13 protein-coding genes are annotated in these 15,521 nt (G+C 67.8%); 7 read left to right on the top strand and 6 right to left on the bottom strand.

Annotated elements, in window-relative coordinates:
* Nucleotides 1-84: 84 nt before the first annotated feature.
* A complete protein-coding gene (gene hrpA, locus ACFK0J_RS27390) occupies nt 85-4,278 on the bottom strand; it encodes an ATP-dependent RNA helicase HrpA (protein ID WP_378732086.1) in 4,194 nt (1,397 codons plus the stop codon).
* Between the two features lie 127 nt (nt 4,279-4,405).
* Between hrpA and ACFK0J_RS27385 the strand changes: the two genes are divergently transcribed.
* Complete coding sequence (locus ACFK0J_RS27385; RefSeq protein WP_378732084.1) at nt 4,406-5,032, top strand: Pr6Pr family membrane protein; 627 nt, start codon at nt 4,406-4,408, stop codon at nt 5,030-5,032.
* A gap of 153 nt (nt 5,033-5,185) precedes the next feature.
* Nucleotides 5,186-6,409 (top strand): aspartate aminotransferase family protein, encoded by a 1,224-nt coding sequence (locus tag ACFK0J_RS27380; protein ID WP_378732081.1) that lies wholly within the window; start codon nt 5,186-5,188, stop codon nt 6,407-6,409.
* A 6-nt stretch (nt 6,410-6,415) separates the two neighbouring features.
* On the opposite strand, the gene ACFK0J_RS27375 is transcribed toward ACFK0J_RS27380, so the two are convergent.
* Complete coding sequence (locus ACFK0J_RS27375; RefSeq protein WP_378732079.1) at nt 6,416-6,934, bottom strand: GNAT family N-acetyltransferase; 519 nt, start codon at nt 6,932-6,934, stop codon at nt 6,416-6,418.
* A gap of 126 nt (nt 6,935-7,060) precedes the next feature.
* Between ACFK0J_RS27375 and ACFK0J_RS27370 the strand changes: the two genes are divergently transcribed.
* Nucleotides 7,061-8,692, top strand: a complete 1,632-nt coding sequence (locus tag ACFK0J_RS27370) for an acyl-CoA synthetase (RefSeq protein ID WP_378732077.1) — start codon at nt 7,061-7,063, stop codon at nt 8,690-8,692.
* A gap of 6 nt (nt 8,693-8,698) precedes the next feature.
* On the opposite strand, the gene ACFK0J_RS27365 is transcribed toward ACFK0J_RS27370, so the two are convergent.
* The gene (locus ACFK0J_RS27365; RefSeq protein ID WP_378732075.1) at nt 8,699-9,430 is read right to left on the bottom strand and encodes an SDR family NAD(P)-dependent oxidoreductase; all 732 of its coding nucleotides are present in this window, start codon (nt 9,428-9,430) and stop codon (nt 8,699-8,701) included.
* A 282-nt stretch (nt 9,431-9,712) separates the two neighbouring features.
* On the opposite strand from ACFK0J_RS27365, the gene ACFK0J_RS27360 reads away from it, so the two are divergent.
* The 4 genes from ACFK0J_RS27360 (at nt 9,713) to ACFK0J_RS27345 (ending at nt 13,113) form a co-directional block, all read left to right on the top strand.
* A complete protein-coding gene (locus ACFK0J_RS27360; RefSeq protein WP_246634047.1) occupies nt 9,713-10,750 on the top strand; it encodes an AraC family transcriptional regulator in 1,038 nt (345 codons plus the stop codon).
* A gap of 92 nt (nt 10,751-10,842) precedes the next feature.
* Nucleotides 10,843-11,583: a DUF5134 domain-containing protein gene (locus tag ACFK0J_RS27355; RefSeq protein WP_378732072.1), complete on the top strand. Its 741-nt coding sequence runs from the start codon at nt 10,843-10,845 to the stop codon at nt 11,581-11,583.
* A 146-nt stretch (nt 11,584-11,729) separates the two neighbouring features.
* Nucleotides 11,730-12,404, top strand: coding sequence for a sigma-70 family RNA polymerase sigma factor (locus ACFK0J_RS27350; protein ID WP_378732070.1), 675 nt, complete (start codon nt 11,730-11,732; stop codon nt 12,402-12,404).
* The gene (locus ACFK0J_RS27345; RefSeq protein ID WP_378732067.1) at nt 12,397-13,113 is read left to right on the top strand and encodes an anti-sigma factor domain-containing protein; all 717 of its coding nucleotides are present in this window, start codon (nt 12,397-12,399) and stop codon (nt 13,111-13,113) included. Before ACFK0J_RS27350 ends, ACFK0J_RS27345 begins: the two co-directional genes overlap by 8 nt.
* A gap of 403 nt (nt 13,114-13,516) precedes the next feature.
* On the opposite strand, the gene ACFK0J_RS27340 is transcribed toward ACFK0J_RS27345, so the two are convergent.
* From ACFK0J_RS27340 to ACFK0J_RS27330, 3 genes are all read right to left on the bottom strand, one after another.
* Nucleotides 13,517-14,191, bottom strand: coding sequence for a PhzF family phenazine biosynthesis protein (locus ACFK0J_RS27340; protein WP_378732064.1), 675 nt, complete (start codon nt 14,189-14,191; stop codon nt 13,517-13,519).
* Nucleotides 14,192-14,337: 146 nt separating this feature from the next.
* A complete protein-coding gene (locus ACFK0J_RS27335) occupies nt 14,338-14,877 on the bottom strand; it encodes a carboxymuconolactone decarboxylase family protein (RefSeq protein WP_378732062.1) in 540 nt (179 codons plus the stop codon).
* A gap of 49 nt (nt 14,878-14,926) precedes the next feature.
* Complete coding sequence (locus tag ACFK0J_RS27330; RefSeq protein WP_218470359.1) at nt 14,927-15,514, bottom strand: peroxiredoxin; 588 nt, start codon at nt 15,512-15,514, stop codon at nt 14,927-14,929.
* Between the last annotated feature and the right edge of the window lie 7 nt (nt 15,515-15,521).

The following is a 15,521-nucleotide window of genomic DNA, read 5'->3' as shown; positions in this document are numbered from 1 at the left end:
TGCGCCGCGCGCCTTTTGCGCGTCGCCACGATAGGTGCGCGGCAACAAAACTCCGGTCGGCGCCGCAGCCGTGGCTGGGACCGGTCATCTGCGGATTGCGCTGATGGCCTTCTCGATGCGTTTCGCGGACACGGGGTAGGGCGTCCCGAGCTTCTGGGCGAACAGGCTGATCCGGAATTCTTCGATCATCCACCAGATTTCGGTCACGGCGGGGCTGTGACGCCGGTTCTCCGGCAGCGAGTTGACCAGCCGGTCGTAGGCGGCGAGGGCGCGGTCCAACTCGAGCATGCCCTGACGGTCGCGTACCGCGGAACCGGGCAGGGCCTCCAGCCGGACGACGGCGGCCTGCAGGTAGCGGGGAAGTTCGCGCAGCCGGGTACTGCCCCATTCGGAGATGAAGCCGGGGAAGACCAGGTTGTCCAGTTGGTCACGAACGTCATCGGCGATATCGCGCTCGGCGGTCTCCGCCAGCGCCGCCGAAACCCGGTGTGCCTCAGCCAGAATCGGCACAACCAACCGGACCAGTCGCGCTACGGCGGCGCCGAAATCAGGACGGATCTTCGCCACGAGTGCCGCGAAGTCATCCGGGTTGTGCACCGGCCCGCCCGCGGCGGCGATGAGCTCGTCGGCGGCCGCGGCGCGGCAATCCTCGACCAGCGCCGCCAGCGATCCGTACGGATTCTGGCTCAGCGCAAGACGATCAGTAGGTGGTAGACCCGCGGTGACGGTGCGGACCGAGGTCGGTAGCGCGTTCAGGACCAGCGTCCGGGTGCCCGCCCGCATTGCGGCCGCCTGTGCGGCGGGGGAGCTGAGCACCCGAACCGCCACCCCGTCGCCCTCGGGAACCAGGGCGGGATAGCCGGTGACGGTCTGCCCGGCGACCTCGCGACGCACCGTCGGCTCCACCGTGCCGAGCGATTCCGACGTCCACACCGCGGCGGGTGCGCGTTCCGCACCCGCTGTCGCGCGCGCTACCGAGGCGGAAACTTGCTCGGCCAACTGGGTTTTGAGCGCCGCCAGACTCTTGCTGCGGGCCAGAACCCGGCCCTCGGTATCGACGGCGGCGAAGGTCATGCGCAGGTGATCCGGCAGCGCGGCGGGGTCGAGGTCGCTCGGGTCGATCGTGATCGAACCCAGCCGCGAAAGCTCCCTTGCCAACCCGATGCGTAGCGGCTCCGCGCGCGGCGTGAGCGCGGCCAATGCCGCCGCCGCGAAGTCGGGAGCCGGAACAACGCTGCGCCGCAACGCTTTCGGCAGTGTCTTGATCAGCGCAGCGGCCAGCTCGTCGCGCATGCCGGGTACCAGCCAGTCGAAGCCGACGGCGCGCACATGGGCCAGCTGCTCGACCGGGATGCGTACGGTGACACCGTCTTCCTCGTTCCCCGGCTCGAATTGGTAGGTGAGCGGGAAGCTGAGCTCACCCTGCCGCCACGCGTCGGGGAAGGCGGCCGGATCCAGCGCGGCCGCGTTCTCGTTGACGACGGTCGAGGTCGAGAAGTCGAGCAGCGCTGGGTCTTTCCGGCGCGCGGACTTCCACCAGCTGTCGAAATGGCGCACCGAGACGATGTCGGCGGGCAACCGCTTGTCGTAGAACTCGAACAGCACCTCGTCGTCGACCAGGATGTCGCGGCGGCGGGCGCGGTGCTCCAGATCGGCGACGTCGTCGATCAATTCGCGGTTGCGGTGGAAGAATTCGTGGCGAGTCTGCCATTCGCCCTGCACCAGCGCGTGCCGGATGAACAGCTCGCGCGACAGCACGGGATCGATCCGGCCGTAGTCGACCTGCCTGCCGGTCACCAGTGGGATCCCGTACAGGGTGACGCGCTCGTAGGCGCTGGCGGCGCCGCGCTTGGCCGACCAATGTGGTTCGGAGTAGGTGCGTTTCACCAGATCGCCGGCGAGCCGCTCGGCCCATTCCGGCTCCACCTTGGCCGCGATCCGCCCCCACAGCCGCGAGGTCTCGACCAGCTCCGCCGCCATCACCCAGCGCGGGGGCTTCTTCGCCAGCGACGAGCCGGGAAAGATCATGAACTTCGCGTTGCGTGCGCCGAGGAACTCCCGCGATTCGGCTTCCCGCAGCCCGATATGGGAAAGCATGCCTGCCAGTAGGGCTTGGTGGATGCCGACGGAATCCCAAGGGTCACCGTCGGATTCCACGGTTGATCCCGCCGCCGCTCGGGGCGAGGAGTCGGCGGTACGGTCAGCCGAGCGCCGTCGCCGGGACTGGCCACGGGCGGGCCCGCTGTCGGCGGCTGCTCCGCGGCGCGAACTGTTCTCGTTCGGAAGACCCGCAGCCGCGGTTCGGCCCCGTGATCGCCCGCCGCGTGACTCGCTGTTCGATCCATCGGCGTCCGCGGTTTCGGCGCTCCGCGTTCCGGCAGCCTGCGCGGCAGCGCCGTCCTCGGTCGACCATCCGAGGCCCTTGGTGATCGTGCGCAACTGCCCGTGTAGGTCCTGCCACTCCCTGATCCGCAGATAGTGCAGGAACTCCACTCGGCACATTCGCCGGAACTGATTGGCGGACAAGGATTTACGCTGCTCGGTCAGATAGTCCCATAGGCGCAGATAGGCGAGGAAGTCCGAGCCCTCGACGGTGAAGCGCGCGTGCTTGGTATCGGCGGCCTGCTGATTGTCGGCGGGTCGCTCACGCACATCCTGAATCGACAGTGCCGCAACGATGATCAGCACCTCCGCCAGACAGCCCGCGCGGTGCGCCTCCACCAGCATCCGCGCCATCCGCGGGTCGACCGGAAGCTGCGCCATATCGCGCCCGATCGGCGTGAGCGTCAGCCCGGTATCGGTGTCGGCGTCCTTGCCTGTTCGCCGCCCCAGCGCGCCGAGTTCCGCCAGCAGCGCGATGCCGTCCCGGATGGCTCGCTTGTCCGGCGCCTCCACGAACGGGAAGTTCTCGATATCGCCGAGCCCGAGCGCGGTCATCTGCAGGATGACAGCGGCCAGGTTGGTGCGCAGGATCTCCGGTTCGGTGAACGCGGGCCGGGAGTCGAAATCGTCCTCGGAGTACAGCCGGATACAGATGCCATCGGCGACACGACCACAGCGTCCGGCGCGCTGCCGAGCCGAGGCCTGGGAGACCGGCTCGATCGGCAGCCGCTGCACCTTGGTGCGCATCGAGTAGCGAGAAATGCGTGCGGTCCCCGGGTCGACGACGTACCGGATGCCGGGCACGGTCAGTGAGGTCTCCGCGACATTGGTGGCCAACACCACGCGACGGCCTGGATGCGGTGCGAACACCCGGTGCTGTTCGGCCGTGGACAGCCGCGCGTACAGCGGCAGGATCTCGGTGCGCGGCAGTTTCAGGTCGCGCAGCGCGTCCGCGGTGTCCCGGATCTCGCGCTCGCCGGACAGGAACACCAGCACGTCGCCATCGCCCTCGGCGAACAGTTCGGTGACCGCGTCGCCGATGGCATCCACCGGGTCGCGGTCCACCACTCGGCTGTCCTCGTCGTCTTCGTCGTCGGCGCCGGGCAGTTCCAGCGACAGCGGCCGGTAACGCAGCTCCACCGGGTAGGACCGCCCGGACACCTCGACAATCGGTGCGGGCGCGCCGTTCTCGTCGGCGAAGTGCCTGGCGAACAGTTCCGGATCGATGGTGGCCGAGGTGATGATCACCTTCAGGTCCGGTCTGCGCGGCAGCAGCTGTTTGAGGTAGCCGAGCAGGAAGTCGATGTTGAGGCTGCGTTCGTGCGCCTCGTCGATGATGATCGTGTCGTAGCGGCGCAGCAGCCGGTCACGTTGGATCTCGGCGAGCAGGATGCCGTCGGTCATCAGCTTGATCAGGGTGCGGTCGGAGGCGTGGTCGGTGAAACGGACCGTGTAGCCGACGACGTCGCCGAGTTCGGTGCCGAGCTCCTCGGCGATGCGTTCGGCGACGGTGCGCGCGGCCAGCCTGCGCGGCTGGGTGTGGCCGATGGTGCCGCGAATGCCGCGGCCGAGTTCCAGGCAGATCTTCGGGATCTGCGTGGTCTTGCCGGAACCCGTCTCGCCGGCCACGATCACTACCTGATGCGCGGCAATGGCCGCGGCGATGTCTTCGCGGCGCTGGGTGACCGGCAGCTGCTCGGGGTAGCGGATCGCCGGGACGGCGGCGCGGCGCGCGTCGATGCGGAGTTCGGCGGCGGCGATCTCGGCCTCGACCGCGCCGAGGTCACCACCGCGCGCTTTGTCGAGCCGGCGCTTCAGCCGGTATTCGTCGCGGAGGGAGAGATTCGCCAGGCGGGTGCGGAGCTCGCGGGGTCCGGTGTCAGCTGTCCTGGTCATTGCATTCATAAGCCTAGCGAAGGGCGGCAACCGATATTTCCGTCAGGCGGACCGGCATGGTTGCCGACAGTGTGCCGACGGTCCGGATCTACCGGGTACCAGGGCGTTGGTATGCGAAGATCGGGCGATGGACGCCGATTCGGGTACGCCTTGGCTATATCGCGGTCTACGGATCGCCTTCGGGGTGCTCGGCATCGTCGCGCTGGCCTGGATCCCACTGCGCAATCTGCACGAGACCGCGTTCTCCCTCGGAAACTACTTCAGCTTCTTCACCATTCAGTCCAACGTGCTCGCCGTGCTGGTGTTGCTGATCGGCGGTCTGCTCGACCCGCAGGACCGCCGCTGGCAGGTGGTGCGCGGTGCGACCGCGCTGTACCTGCTCATCACCGGCGTGGTCTACGCGGTCCTGCTGGCCAATATCGACGTGATGCTGACCGATCGCTGGATCAACGACGTCCTGCATCGGGCGATGCCGATCGTGCTGGTTGCCGACTGGGTGCTCGTCCCGGCCCGCCACCGGGTCACCCTCTCGCCCCGCCTCGTCGCCCGGTGGCTGATCTATCCGGTGATCTATGGCGTGTACACCCTCATCCGCGGCCCGATCGTCGACTGGTACCCCTACCCGTTTCTCGACCCGCGGCATCAGGGTTATATCTCGCTGGCCATCGGCCTGATCGTCCTCACCGCCGTCTTCACCCTCCTGGCCGTCGCCATCGCGACCGTCGGCGGCCGCGCCCGCCGCCGGACCCCATGACCCGCCGTGAGCGTGACGTGGTGATGGCCATAGGGTCGAGGTGCGGTCGCAGCGAGTTTGCCCTGGTTGGCAGGCTGGTCGTCGGTTCGGGTGCGAACAGCGGTAGTCGGCGCGATTCGGAGGGCGACACCTTCCTCCGGTAAAGGTGGACACATGAACTCGCTATGGCATGGATTTGCCGACATGGGTGCGGTCGAGCGGGACGGCGCGTTCGTCGTCGCCCGTGGCGAGGGCGCCTACATCTACGACGCGGCGGACAACCGCTACCTGGACGCCACGGCCGGGTTGTGGTTCACCAATGTCGGCCACGGTCGCGGTGAGATCGCCGATGCGGTCGCCGCGCAGTTGCGCCGGATCGCGCACTACTCCAACTTCGGCGACTTCACCGAGCCCGCCACTCAGGAGTTGGCCGACCGGCTGTCCGCGCTGGCGCCGGTGCCCGGCAGCAAGATCTTCTTCACCTCCGGCGGCTCGGATTCGGTGGACACCGCCGCCAAGCTCGCCCGGCGCTATTGGCACGAGCTGGGCAGGCCGGACAAGACGATCGTGGTCGGGCGTCGCCTCGCCTACCACGGCATGCACGTCGCGGGTACCGCGCTCGCCGGCATCGCGCCCAACCGCGAGGGCTACGGCGAACTGATGGCCGACGCGCGCACCGTCGAATGGGACGACGCCAAGTCCCTGCTCGCCCTGATCGAGGAGATCGGCGCCGAACGCATCGCCGCCTTCTTCTGCGAACCCATCCTCGGCGCGGGCGGCATCTACCTGCCGCCGGACGGCTACCTCGCCGAGGTACGCCGGATCTGCCGCGACAACGACATCCTCTTCGTCGCCGACGAGGTCGTCACCGGGTTCGGCCGCATCGGCGGATCCTGGTTCGCGTCTTCCCGATTCGACCTGCAGCCGGACCTGATGACCACCGCCAAGGGCCTCACCTCCGGCTACGTCCCGATGGGCGCGGTCTTCATCGCCCCGCACATCGCCGAACCATTCTTCGCCGGCGGCGTCTGGTGGCGGCACGGCTACACCTACGGCGGCCACGCGGGCGCCGCCGCGGCCGCGCTGGCCAACCTCGACATTCTCGAGCGGGAAAACCTCCTGGACGAGGCGGCGCGGCTGGAAGCCACCCTGCACGCCAAGCTCGCGCCGCTGGCCGAGCACCCGCGCGTGGCGGAGGTGCGCAGCGGCCTCGGCGCCGTCGCCGCCATCCAGCTCGTCGACCCCGCCGAAGGTCTTCCGCTGGTGAAAACGTTGCGCGCCCATGGCATTTCCGGCCGCGCGGCGGGCCAGGGCGCCATGCAGATCTCGCCGTCGTTCGTGATGACCGACGCGCAGGTCGACGAGCTGGTCGAAGGCTTCACCCGCGCCCTCGGCTGACCTCGCTCAGAGGGTGCGGGTCATGAAGACGCTGTACGGGTCGAGTTGATAGTCGCCGAACGGGTCGCAGAACTCGAAACCGTGTGCGGCGTAGAGCTTCTGGGCCGGGACGAAGAACTCGCCCGCGCCCGTTTCCAGACTCACCCGCCGATACCCGCGCGCGGTTGCCTCGGCGAGTAGGTGGCGCAACAGGATCGAGGCGATGCCGCGACGTTTGTGCGTCGCGGCCGTGCGCATCGACTTGATCTCGGCGTGTTCGTCGTCGAGCTGCTCGAGTGCGGCGCAGCCCGCGAGGGTGTCGCCGTCCCACCCGCTCCAGAAGGTGATCTCCGGGCGGCGCAGGCCGGCCAGGTCGAGGGCGTGCATGCTCTCGGCGGGGGAGTGCGCGGCCATGTCGCTCAGGTGGTCGGTGAGCAGGGCGGCGATCTCCGGTCCGGAGAGGTCGTCGACGACGATGCGCAGGGCGGGCATCGAGCCGGTGGTGGCGGCGCCCGCGATAGCAGACTGGTCGGTGTTGCTAGACATTTGTCCATCATGCCCTGCGTCCCGGCGTCGCGATCACTCGACGGACCTCGATCGACAAGCTTTACTGGGAAGGCACTCGCCCGCATTGCTCGGTGGACGTCGCTGTCCGGCCAGGGGGTCTGAATCATGAAGCTTGCCAAGGTCGCGACGCTGGCCGCGGACGTGGGGCGTCGCGCGGTCGACGAAACCTATTACGCCGCACTGGCCGTCCGCGCCGGACTGGTGACGCCGGAACGGCCCGACCGCCTCGCGCGGATGGGTGCGGCGGTCCTGCGCTCCGGCATGCTCGGCGGGCTCACCTCGGTCGCCGCGCTGCGCTACCGGGACCGAGCGGCCCTGATCGATGAGCTGGGCACCGTCACCTTCCGCGAACTCGACGAACGCGCCAGCGCGCTGGCCAATGCCTGGCGCGCTCGCGGCCTGCGCGACGGCGAGGGCGTCGCCATCCTGGCCCGCAATCATCGCGGCTTCCATTACGCGGTGTTCGCCGCGGCCAAGTGCGGCGCCCGAATCGTGCTGCTCAACACCGATTTCGCGGGACCGCAGCTGCGTGAGGTGGTCGCCAGGGAGGGTGCGGACCTACTCGTCTTCGACGAGGAATATGCCGAGGTCCTCGGTGACCTCAGCGTGCCGCGTGGTCGCTACCGTGCCTGGGCCGAGCAGCCCGGCACCGACACCCTGGACAACCTGATCGCGGGGGCGATCCGCACCGCGCCGCGGCGGGCCACCACCCCGGCGAAGATCATCTTGCTGACCAGCGGCACAACCGGCACCCCGAAGGGCGCGCCGCGCAGCGAACCGACCTCGCTGGCCCCGCTCGGCGCGATCCTCGACAAGGTGCCGTTCCGGGCCCGCGAGATCACCGAATGCCCGGCGCCGCTGTTCCATACGCTCGGCTTCGCGCACGCGATTCTCTCGCTCGGCTTCGGCTCGACGCTGGTGATCCGCCGCCGGTTCGACCCGCAGGCGGTGCTGGACAGTCTGCACCGCCATCGCGCCACCGCCATGATCGCGGTGCCGGTGATGTTGCAGCGATTGGTCGATCTGGGTCCGGAAGCCCGTGCGGGACATGACTTCTCCGCCTTGCGGATCATCTTCGTCGCCGGTTCGCAGCTGGGCGCAGACCTGTGTACCAGGGTGACCGAGGCCTTCGGTCCGGTGGTCTACAACCTGTACGGCTCCACCGAGGTGGCCTACGCGACCATCGCCACCCCCGACGACCTGGCGGTCGAGCCCGGGTGCGTGGGCCGCCCGGTGCCGAGCGCCACCGTGAAGATTCTCGACGAGAACGGCGACGAGCTGCCGCCGGGGCAGACCGGCCGCATCTTCGTCGGCAACAGCTACCAGTTCGAGGGTTACACCGGCGGTGGGGACAAGGACCGCATCGGCAAGCTGATGTCCAGCGGCGACGTCGGCCACTTCGACAGTGCGGGAAGGCTTTTCATCGACGGCCGGGACGACGACATGATCGTCTCCGGCGGCGAGAATGTCTTCCCGGGAGAGGTGGAGGAACTGCTCTCCGCGCACCCCGCCGTCGCGGAGGTGAGCGCTTTCGGCGTCGATGACGACCGATACGGGCAGCGGTTGCGCGCGGTACTCGTGGTGCGCGAAGGACATTCGCTCACCGAGGACGAGGTGCGCGAGCACGTCAAGATGCATCTGGCTCGTTTCAAGGTGCCGCGCGACGTGCTGTTCGTCGATGAACTGCCGCGCAATCCGACCGGCAAGGTGCTCAAACGCGTACTGCGCGAGCTCTGATCGGCTTCAGCGGGCCTGTCCGTCGCGCGGGAACATGCGGCGTAGCAGCCCGCTCGGTGGCCGCAGTGCGGCCCGTAGTCCGTGCGTCGCGGGCACGCTGATCAACCCGCTGCGCTGGTGCAGCACACTCTCGACCACGGAGTCGGCGACCGCCTCCGGATCCGCGACCGAGCCGGAGGCGACGGTGCTGACAATGACGCCCAACTCGGAAAGTTCCTGGTCGAGCGCCGCGCCGAGGCCGACCACGCCGTGCTTGGTCGCGCAATACACAGCAACCCCCAGCGCGCCGGTCACCCCGGCCGCCGTGCCGATATTCACGATCTGGCCGTGCCCCTGGCTGACGAATCGTTCTGCGGCCAACCGGGTTCCGATGATCACCGCACGCAGGTTGATATCGAGCTGACGGTCCGATTCGGCCTCGGTCTCAGCGAGGAACGGTCCGGACGGCATGACGTCGGCGGCGTTCACCACGACGTCCAGCCCGCCGAGCTTGCGTTCGGCATAGGTGAGGAAGCTCGCGAACCGGGCACTGTCGGTGATGTCGAGTGGCACGCCGACCACCGTGCCGCCGTGGATCCTGCCGAGTTGTTCGGCGACCGCGCGCACCGAGCCCGCGTCCACATCGCCGATCACCACCTCGGCCCCCTCGGCCAGGAAAGCCAACGCGGTCTCGCGCCCGATGCCGTGCGCGCCCCCGGTGATCGCGATCCGTTTGCCAGCGAGTGTCTTCCGAGACATATGGTTTCGCCTGCCTTCGTGTCTACTCAACGCTAGATGGTCGCTGGAGCGCTCTCCATGCGATATCGGGTCAGTACTTTGCGCAATCCGGCCAGGGCGAATGCGATCGCTCGCTAGGGTTTGCTGTCCATTGCGACTTCGGCCAACAAGGTTGCGTCAACCGGCCAAGTAGAACCGGTCGGACGGTTTGCTTCGTCGGCTGAACCGCATTGGGAGAGCGGTACATACGATCTCCGGCCAAAAACCTTGCGCATATCGGCCAGCACAGGCAACGATGGACGGGTGGCCTCATGGGAGTGGCGGCGATCGGTGACAAACGCGGCGATCCTCGTCGAGCTCGGAGACGATCACGGTCTCACCCAGAACCAGTGCCTACACGGCACGGATGTCGACCCTCGTTTGCTCAAGACGCCCGGCGCGGAGATCACCGCGGCGCAGGAACTCCAGATCGTCCGCAATATCGTCACCCTGCTGGACGACCCGCCGGGGCTCGGCGTCGAAGCGGGCACGCGCACGCATCTGACCACGCACGGCGTGCTCGCCCTCGCCGTGCTCAGCAGCCCGACGATGCGGCAGGCCATCGAGGTCGCCATGCGCTACTTCAGCCTGATGACATCGTTCGCCCGCGCCTGGCACATCTACCGCGGTGACGAGATCCTGCTCTACGGCGACGATCGCGATCTGCCCGGCGACCTGCGCGCGTTCCTCGCCGAACGTGACGTCTCGGCGCTGCTGACCAACTGGTTCATGGTGTTCGGCGTGCCGCCGCCGGTGCTGCGGGTGGAGATCGCGGGCGGCCTGCGTCCGAGATTGGCGCCGCTGTTCGACAGCTTCGAGATTCCCAGCAGCGAGTCCGCCGAATTGCAACTCGCGGTGTTCGACGCCACCGGCATCGACGAGCCGATGCCGCAGGCCAGTCCGCTCACCGCCCAGCTGTTCGAGGAGCAATGCGACGATCTGTTGCAGCGGCGCGGCCTGCGGCAGGGCGTGGCGGGCACGGTGCGGGAAATGCTGATGCACCGGATGAACAGCAGGCTCAGCCAAGAGGATGTCGCGGCCGGACTGCACATGAGTCTGCGCACCATGCGCCGTCGGTTGGCCGAAGAGGGCACGTCCTATCGCCAGCTCTGCGCCGAAACCTTCGGCACCCTCGCCGAGGAACTGCTCGCCACCGGGCTCACCGTCGAAGACGTCGCTTACCGGATGGGATATTCGGGCGCACCGAGCTTTTCGAACGCGTTCAAGCAGTGGCGCGGCGTGTCGCCGGGCCGATTCGCGCGCTCTGCCGTCGACCGATACCGGCAATCCGTGCCGCGCTGACCCACCCTGCGGTGAAAAAGGCACCCTGATCCGCATGGGGTGCGAGCATTGAATGAGCAGGACCACGATCGCCGCGACGAGAGGTGATGGGTGTGGCGCAGTTCGTCCAGGAGTACGCCGCGTTGCGGTGGTCGGTGGTCGCGGCATTTCTGATCGCTGCCGCGATCGTGCTCGGACGATTGGCCACGCCTGCTCGGCTCGTCCCGGTGCGGGATCCGGTAGTTCCGGCCGCGGAAAATGGGTGGTCGCAAGGTGATTCGACGCGTCGTCCGGTTGCCTCGGTGCACTCGGGACCTGCTGCGCACTCGGGACCTGCTGCCGGGTATCACGAATCCGATGCCGCCCACCTGCTCATGTGCCTGGTCATGCTCGCGATGCTGGTGTTTCCGGCAGCCGCGAGCCCGGCCGCGGTGCGCGGTGTGCTCACCGCCATGACGGTGGTTTTCGCGGGCTTGCTGGTGAGCCGAATTCTGGAGTGGCGCAGCCAGGATCGGGCGATGCCGGTGGACCGGCTCGTGCCCCTCGGCTATCACACGATTACCGCCGCTGCCATGCTGTACGCGATGTCCGGGCACGCGGTGAACGGGCATACCGGCGGACCCGCCACCGTTCCCGCGGTGGCCCTTGCCGCGCTGTTCGTCGCCGACGCGTCGCTGGTCACCTCGGCCACTGGCCGTCACCCCTCGAACACGCCGCGCCACCTGGGCATTCTATTGCGCTCCGGTGGGTGTGTCGCGGCGCTGACCGGCCCGAAGAAACGGTCGGCGATCGTGCCACACGTGGTGATGGACCTCGGCACCGCCTACATGCTGTTCGCGGCCGTTTCGAATTGACCGGCGCCGCAGACCAATCCGCACGCCAGCCCATACCGAACCCTCTCTATGCAGGCAGAAGATTCGGCCAACAGCGAGCGCGGCAAGCCAATCATGTGCCAGTGGGTGTTGCATGGGACGGGGTCGAGCGGTCGCGAGGTGTGGGTATGAGCTACGAGTACGGGTTTGCTTCGGTGCATCGGGTTTGTGATCCGGTGCCGGGCTGCGACGCTGGCTCGGTACTCGCGTGTCCGGTGCCCACCGGGCTCGATCGGGACCGGGTGTCAGTGGCCAGTCGACGATTCGCCACGCTGGTCGCGGCGATCGGCGCGGGGGATCGCGCCGCCTTCACCGAGTTCTACCGGCTGACCAGCCCGAGTGTCTTCGGGCTCGCCGTGCGAATGCTGCGCAGTCACGTTGCCGCGGCGGAAGTCACCCAGGAGGTGTACCTCGAAGTGTGGGCGACGGCTGACCGCTACGACGCGGCGCAATCCAGTCCGGTCGGCTGGATCACGATGCTCGCGCACCGACATGCGATCGATCGGGTGCGTGCGAAAGCCTCGGGCACCGTCCCGGAAGTGGCCGACGCGTACGCCGTCCGGAAGGACGATGCCGTCGCCGAATCGGTGACGCGACAGTGGGCGGAACAGGCGGGGGCGGGCTGTTTGGACGCACTCCCCGCTACCCAGCGGGAAGCGATCGCCCTCGCCTATTACACCGGGCGGACCTACCGTGAAGTCGCCGTTCAGCTGTCGGTCCCCTTGCGCACCATCAAGTTTCGCCTCCGTGACGGGCTGAAGAGACTCGAGAAACGCTTACCCCTCGGCGGCACCGGTGGCTGAGACCTCCCCGCAGTCCGACGCGGAACTGCTCGACCTCGCGTACCCGTGCGCATTGGACGCCGTCGCCGATATCGAACGCCGGCATATCGAGCAACGGCTCGCGGCCGCCGAGCCAGCTGTGCGCCAAGCATTCTCGGACACAATGTGGCGGTTGCGCGAGGTGATGGCACGGATCGCCATGCTCGACGCGCAGCCACCACCACCGGAACTGGAAACCCGCATCCTGGCGGCACTGCCCCACGATAGGGAGGATCGGTCCAGGTCGACACGCTGGACCCGGTGGGCGGTGCCGGTGGCCGCGACGGCGTGCCTGGTGATCGGCGGCAGCATCGTCGCCGACCGGATCAGTGGCCCGCCACCCGATGTGCCGGGCGCGGAGCAGGTGCATCGGCAGCCCGACACGCACACACTGACCGAGCCTGTCACCGGCGGCGGTACCGTCGTCGTGGAGGTCTCGCCGCGGCAGCGTCTCGCGGTCGTCGCCTTCGACGGTGTGTCCGAGCCCCCGCCCGGCCAGGTGTATCAGGTGTGGCTGGTCGAGTCCGCCGCGCCGCCGCGCTCAGTGGGTCTGCTCACCGAATCACCCTCGGCAGCAAGACCATTCGTAATGGGCTTCGATCCGGGTGCAACGCTGGCCGTCAGTGTCGAGCCAACCAGTGGCTCCGCGGCGCCGACGACTACACCGATCGTCGGGGTGCCCCTGCCCTGAGGTCATGACTTGGCGTGAGTTACCGGAGGCGTTGTATGCCCAGAACGCCAGTGCCTCAACGTGATGCACCCGTGGCGATTTGTCCTGGCAACAGCGGCGCTGCCGGTGCTTCGACAACACGGCGCGATATGCGGCAGTCGGACGTTTGGCTGCAAGCTCGTCGGTGCCAATGGTTCTCCGGGTGTAACCGTGTGCGGTATGTGCTTGCGCCGCAACGGCTCCGCGCGACACGCCATCCCAGAGGCCCCGGGTTGGCCAGCGCGCGGCCATCCGGAAAGGCGGCGGCAACGCCATTGTGCGCACCTCGTCCGGCGCCGCGGACGTAATGGCATAGACGTTGTGCGCCAACTCGCGTTGGACTCCGGTATGCCGCTCAGCCAGGCGGGGCTAGTTCGGTGGACCCTCAGATCTCCACTGTTTGATCGGCGACCACGCGACCGCCGAGGCGTACCCAGCCGTCGGAGTCCCAGGCGGTGAACAGTTGTGATCCCTTGCCCTGAGTGATGACCAATCCCTTGCGCAACAGGGCCGTGATGGCGACGGCCGCGGCACCGGTCGCCTCGTCTTCGGCGATGCCGAAGTTGGGGGCGAACATGCGGGAGCGCAGCGAGCCGCGGTTCTGGTCGATCCACGCCCAGAAGTAGTGCGGTCCGCCGGTGAAGTCGTCGGGGCGCAGGGCGGCCAGTTCGTCGAGGTCTTCGAGCTGGTGAAAAGTGAAGTCGGGCGCCCATTCCGCGCGGGCCGTGATCCAGGTGAGGCCGTCGGTCAGCTCCACGGCGACCGGTCCCGCGGGGACGTTCAGCTGCCGGATCGGCGTGCCCTGCGCGGCGAACCACCACGCGGTGCCCACCGACGGATGTCCGGCGAACGGCAGCTCGACGGTGGGGGTGTAGATCCGCACCCGGGCGACCCCGTCGACCGGCTCCTCGACCACCACGGTCTCGCTGTAGCCCGCTTTGGCGGCGAGTGCCTGGCGGTCGGCTTCGGGCACGTCCGCGGCCCGCGCGATCCCCAGTTCGTTGCCGAACCGTCCGGCGGCGTCGGTGAACACCCGCACCACATCAACCTGTGTGCCCATGGTTTCCGAGCCTACTAGCCGCCACCGACACCGAGCTGTCGCGTGGCCCACACTCTGCGTTCACCGAGGCGTCGTCGCTGGTCAGCGGGCACGCGAAAAGGCCGCCGCCGTTCAATGGGAACGGCGACGGCCTCGTACCGAACGGATCAGACCGTGGCGGCGGCAAGCGTTTCGGTCGACTCCACTGCCTGTCCGACTCCGGCGACGATCGCGGCTGCCCGCAGCGACTCGAAGATCACCTCACGGGACACGCCCGCTTCACGCAGCGTGTGCTCGTGCGCTTCGAGGCAGTGCTGGCAACCGTTGATCGAGGAGACCGCGAACGACCACAGCTCGAAATCGGCCTTGTCGACCCCGGGGGTGCCGATGATCTGCATGCGCAGACCGGCCCGCAGGTCGTCGTAGCGACCGTCGAGGAACGCCTTGCCCCGGTAGAACACATTGTTCATGCCCATGATCGAGGCGGCGCCGAGCGCGGCGTTGTAGGCCTGCTCGGACAGCACGTCCGCGGCTTCCTCGGCGATCTCGCGCAGCGTGGTCGCCGACCGTGTCGCGGCCGCCGACGCCAGCAAAGTGCCCCACAGCTGCTGTTCGTTCAGCACGGTGGTGCGCGCGAGCGATGACAAGTTGAGCTTGAGGTCCTTGGCGTACTCGGGGAGGGAGTTCTTCAGGTTCTCAATGCTCATATGTACCGGTCCTGTTCTCGTTCAAAGATTTTCGTACTTCGGGATGGGATCAGACGCTCGCGGCGAGCAGTTCGCCGGCGTTGATGGTCGGATCGCCCTTCTTCCAGTTGCACGCGCACAGCTCGTCGGACTGCAGCGCGTCGAGCACTCGCAGCACCTCGTCGACATTGCGGCCGACCGAACCCGCGGTGACCGAGACGAACTGGATCTCGTTGTTCGGGTCGACGATGAAGGTGGCCCGGTCGGCGACCCCGTCGGCGTTGAGAACGCCGGTGGCGGCGGCCAATTCGCGCTTGAGGTCGGAAAGGATCGGGAACGGAAGGGTCTTCAGATCCTCGTGCTGGGCACGCCACTGGAAGTGGACGAACTCGTTGTCGACCGAGGCGCCGAGCACCTGCGCGTCGCGGTCTTCGAATTCCTCGTTGAGCTTGCCGAACGCGGCGATCTCCGTCGGGCACACGAAGGTGAAGTCCTTCGGCCAGAAGAAGACGATCCGCCACTTGCCCGCGTGATCGTCGCTGGTGATCTGGGTGAAGTAGTCGTCAGGCTGCTGAGCGTCGACCTTGGACAGATCACCACCGATAACAGCGGTGAGGTTGTATGCCGGGAATTGGTCGCCGATGGTCAGCAAGGCCATGCCTAAT

The sequence above is a fragment of the Nocardia brasiliensis genome (assembly GCF_042691675.1).
GTDB classification, from domain to species: Bacteria; Actinomycetota; Actinomycetes; order Mycobacteriales; family Mycobacteriaceae; genus Nocardia; species Nocardia brasiliensis_D.
Note: the sequence above shows the minus strand (reverse complement) of the source record. Positions and strands in the feature narration are given on the sequence as shown.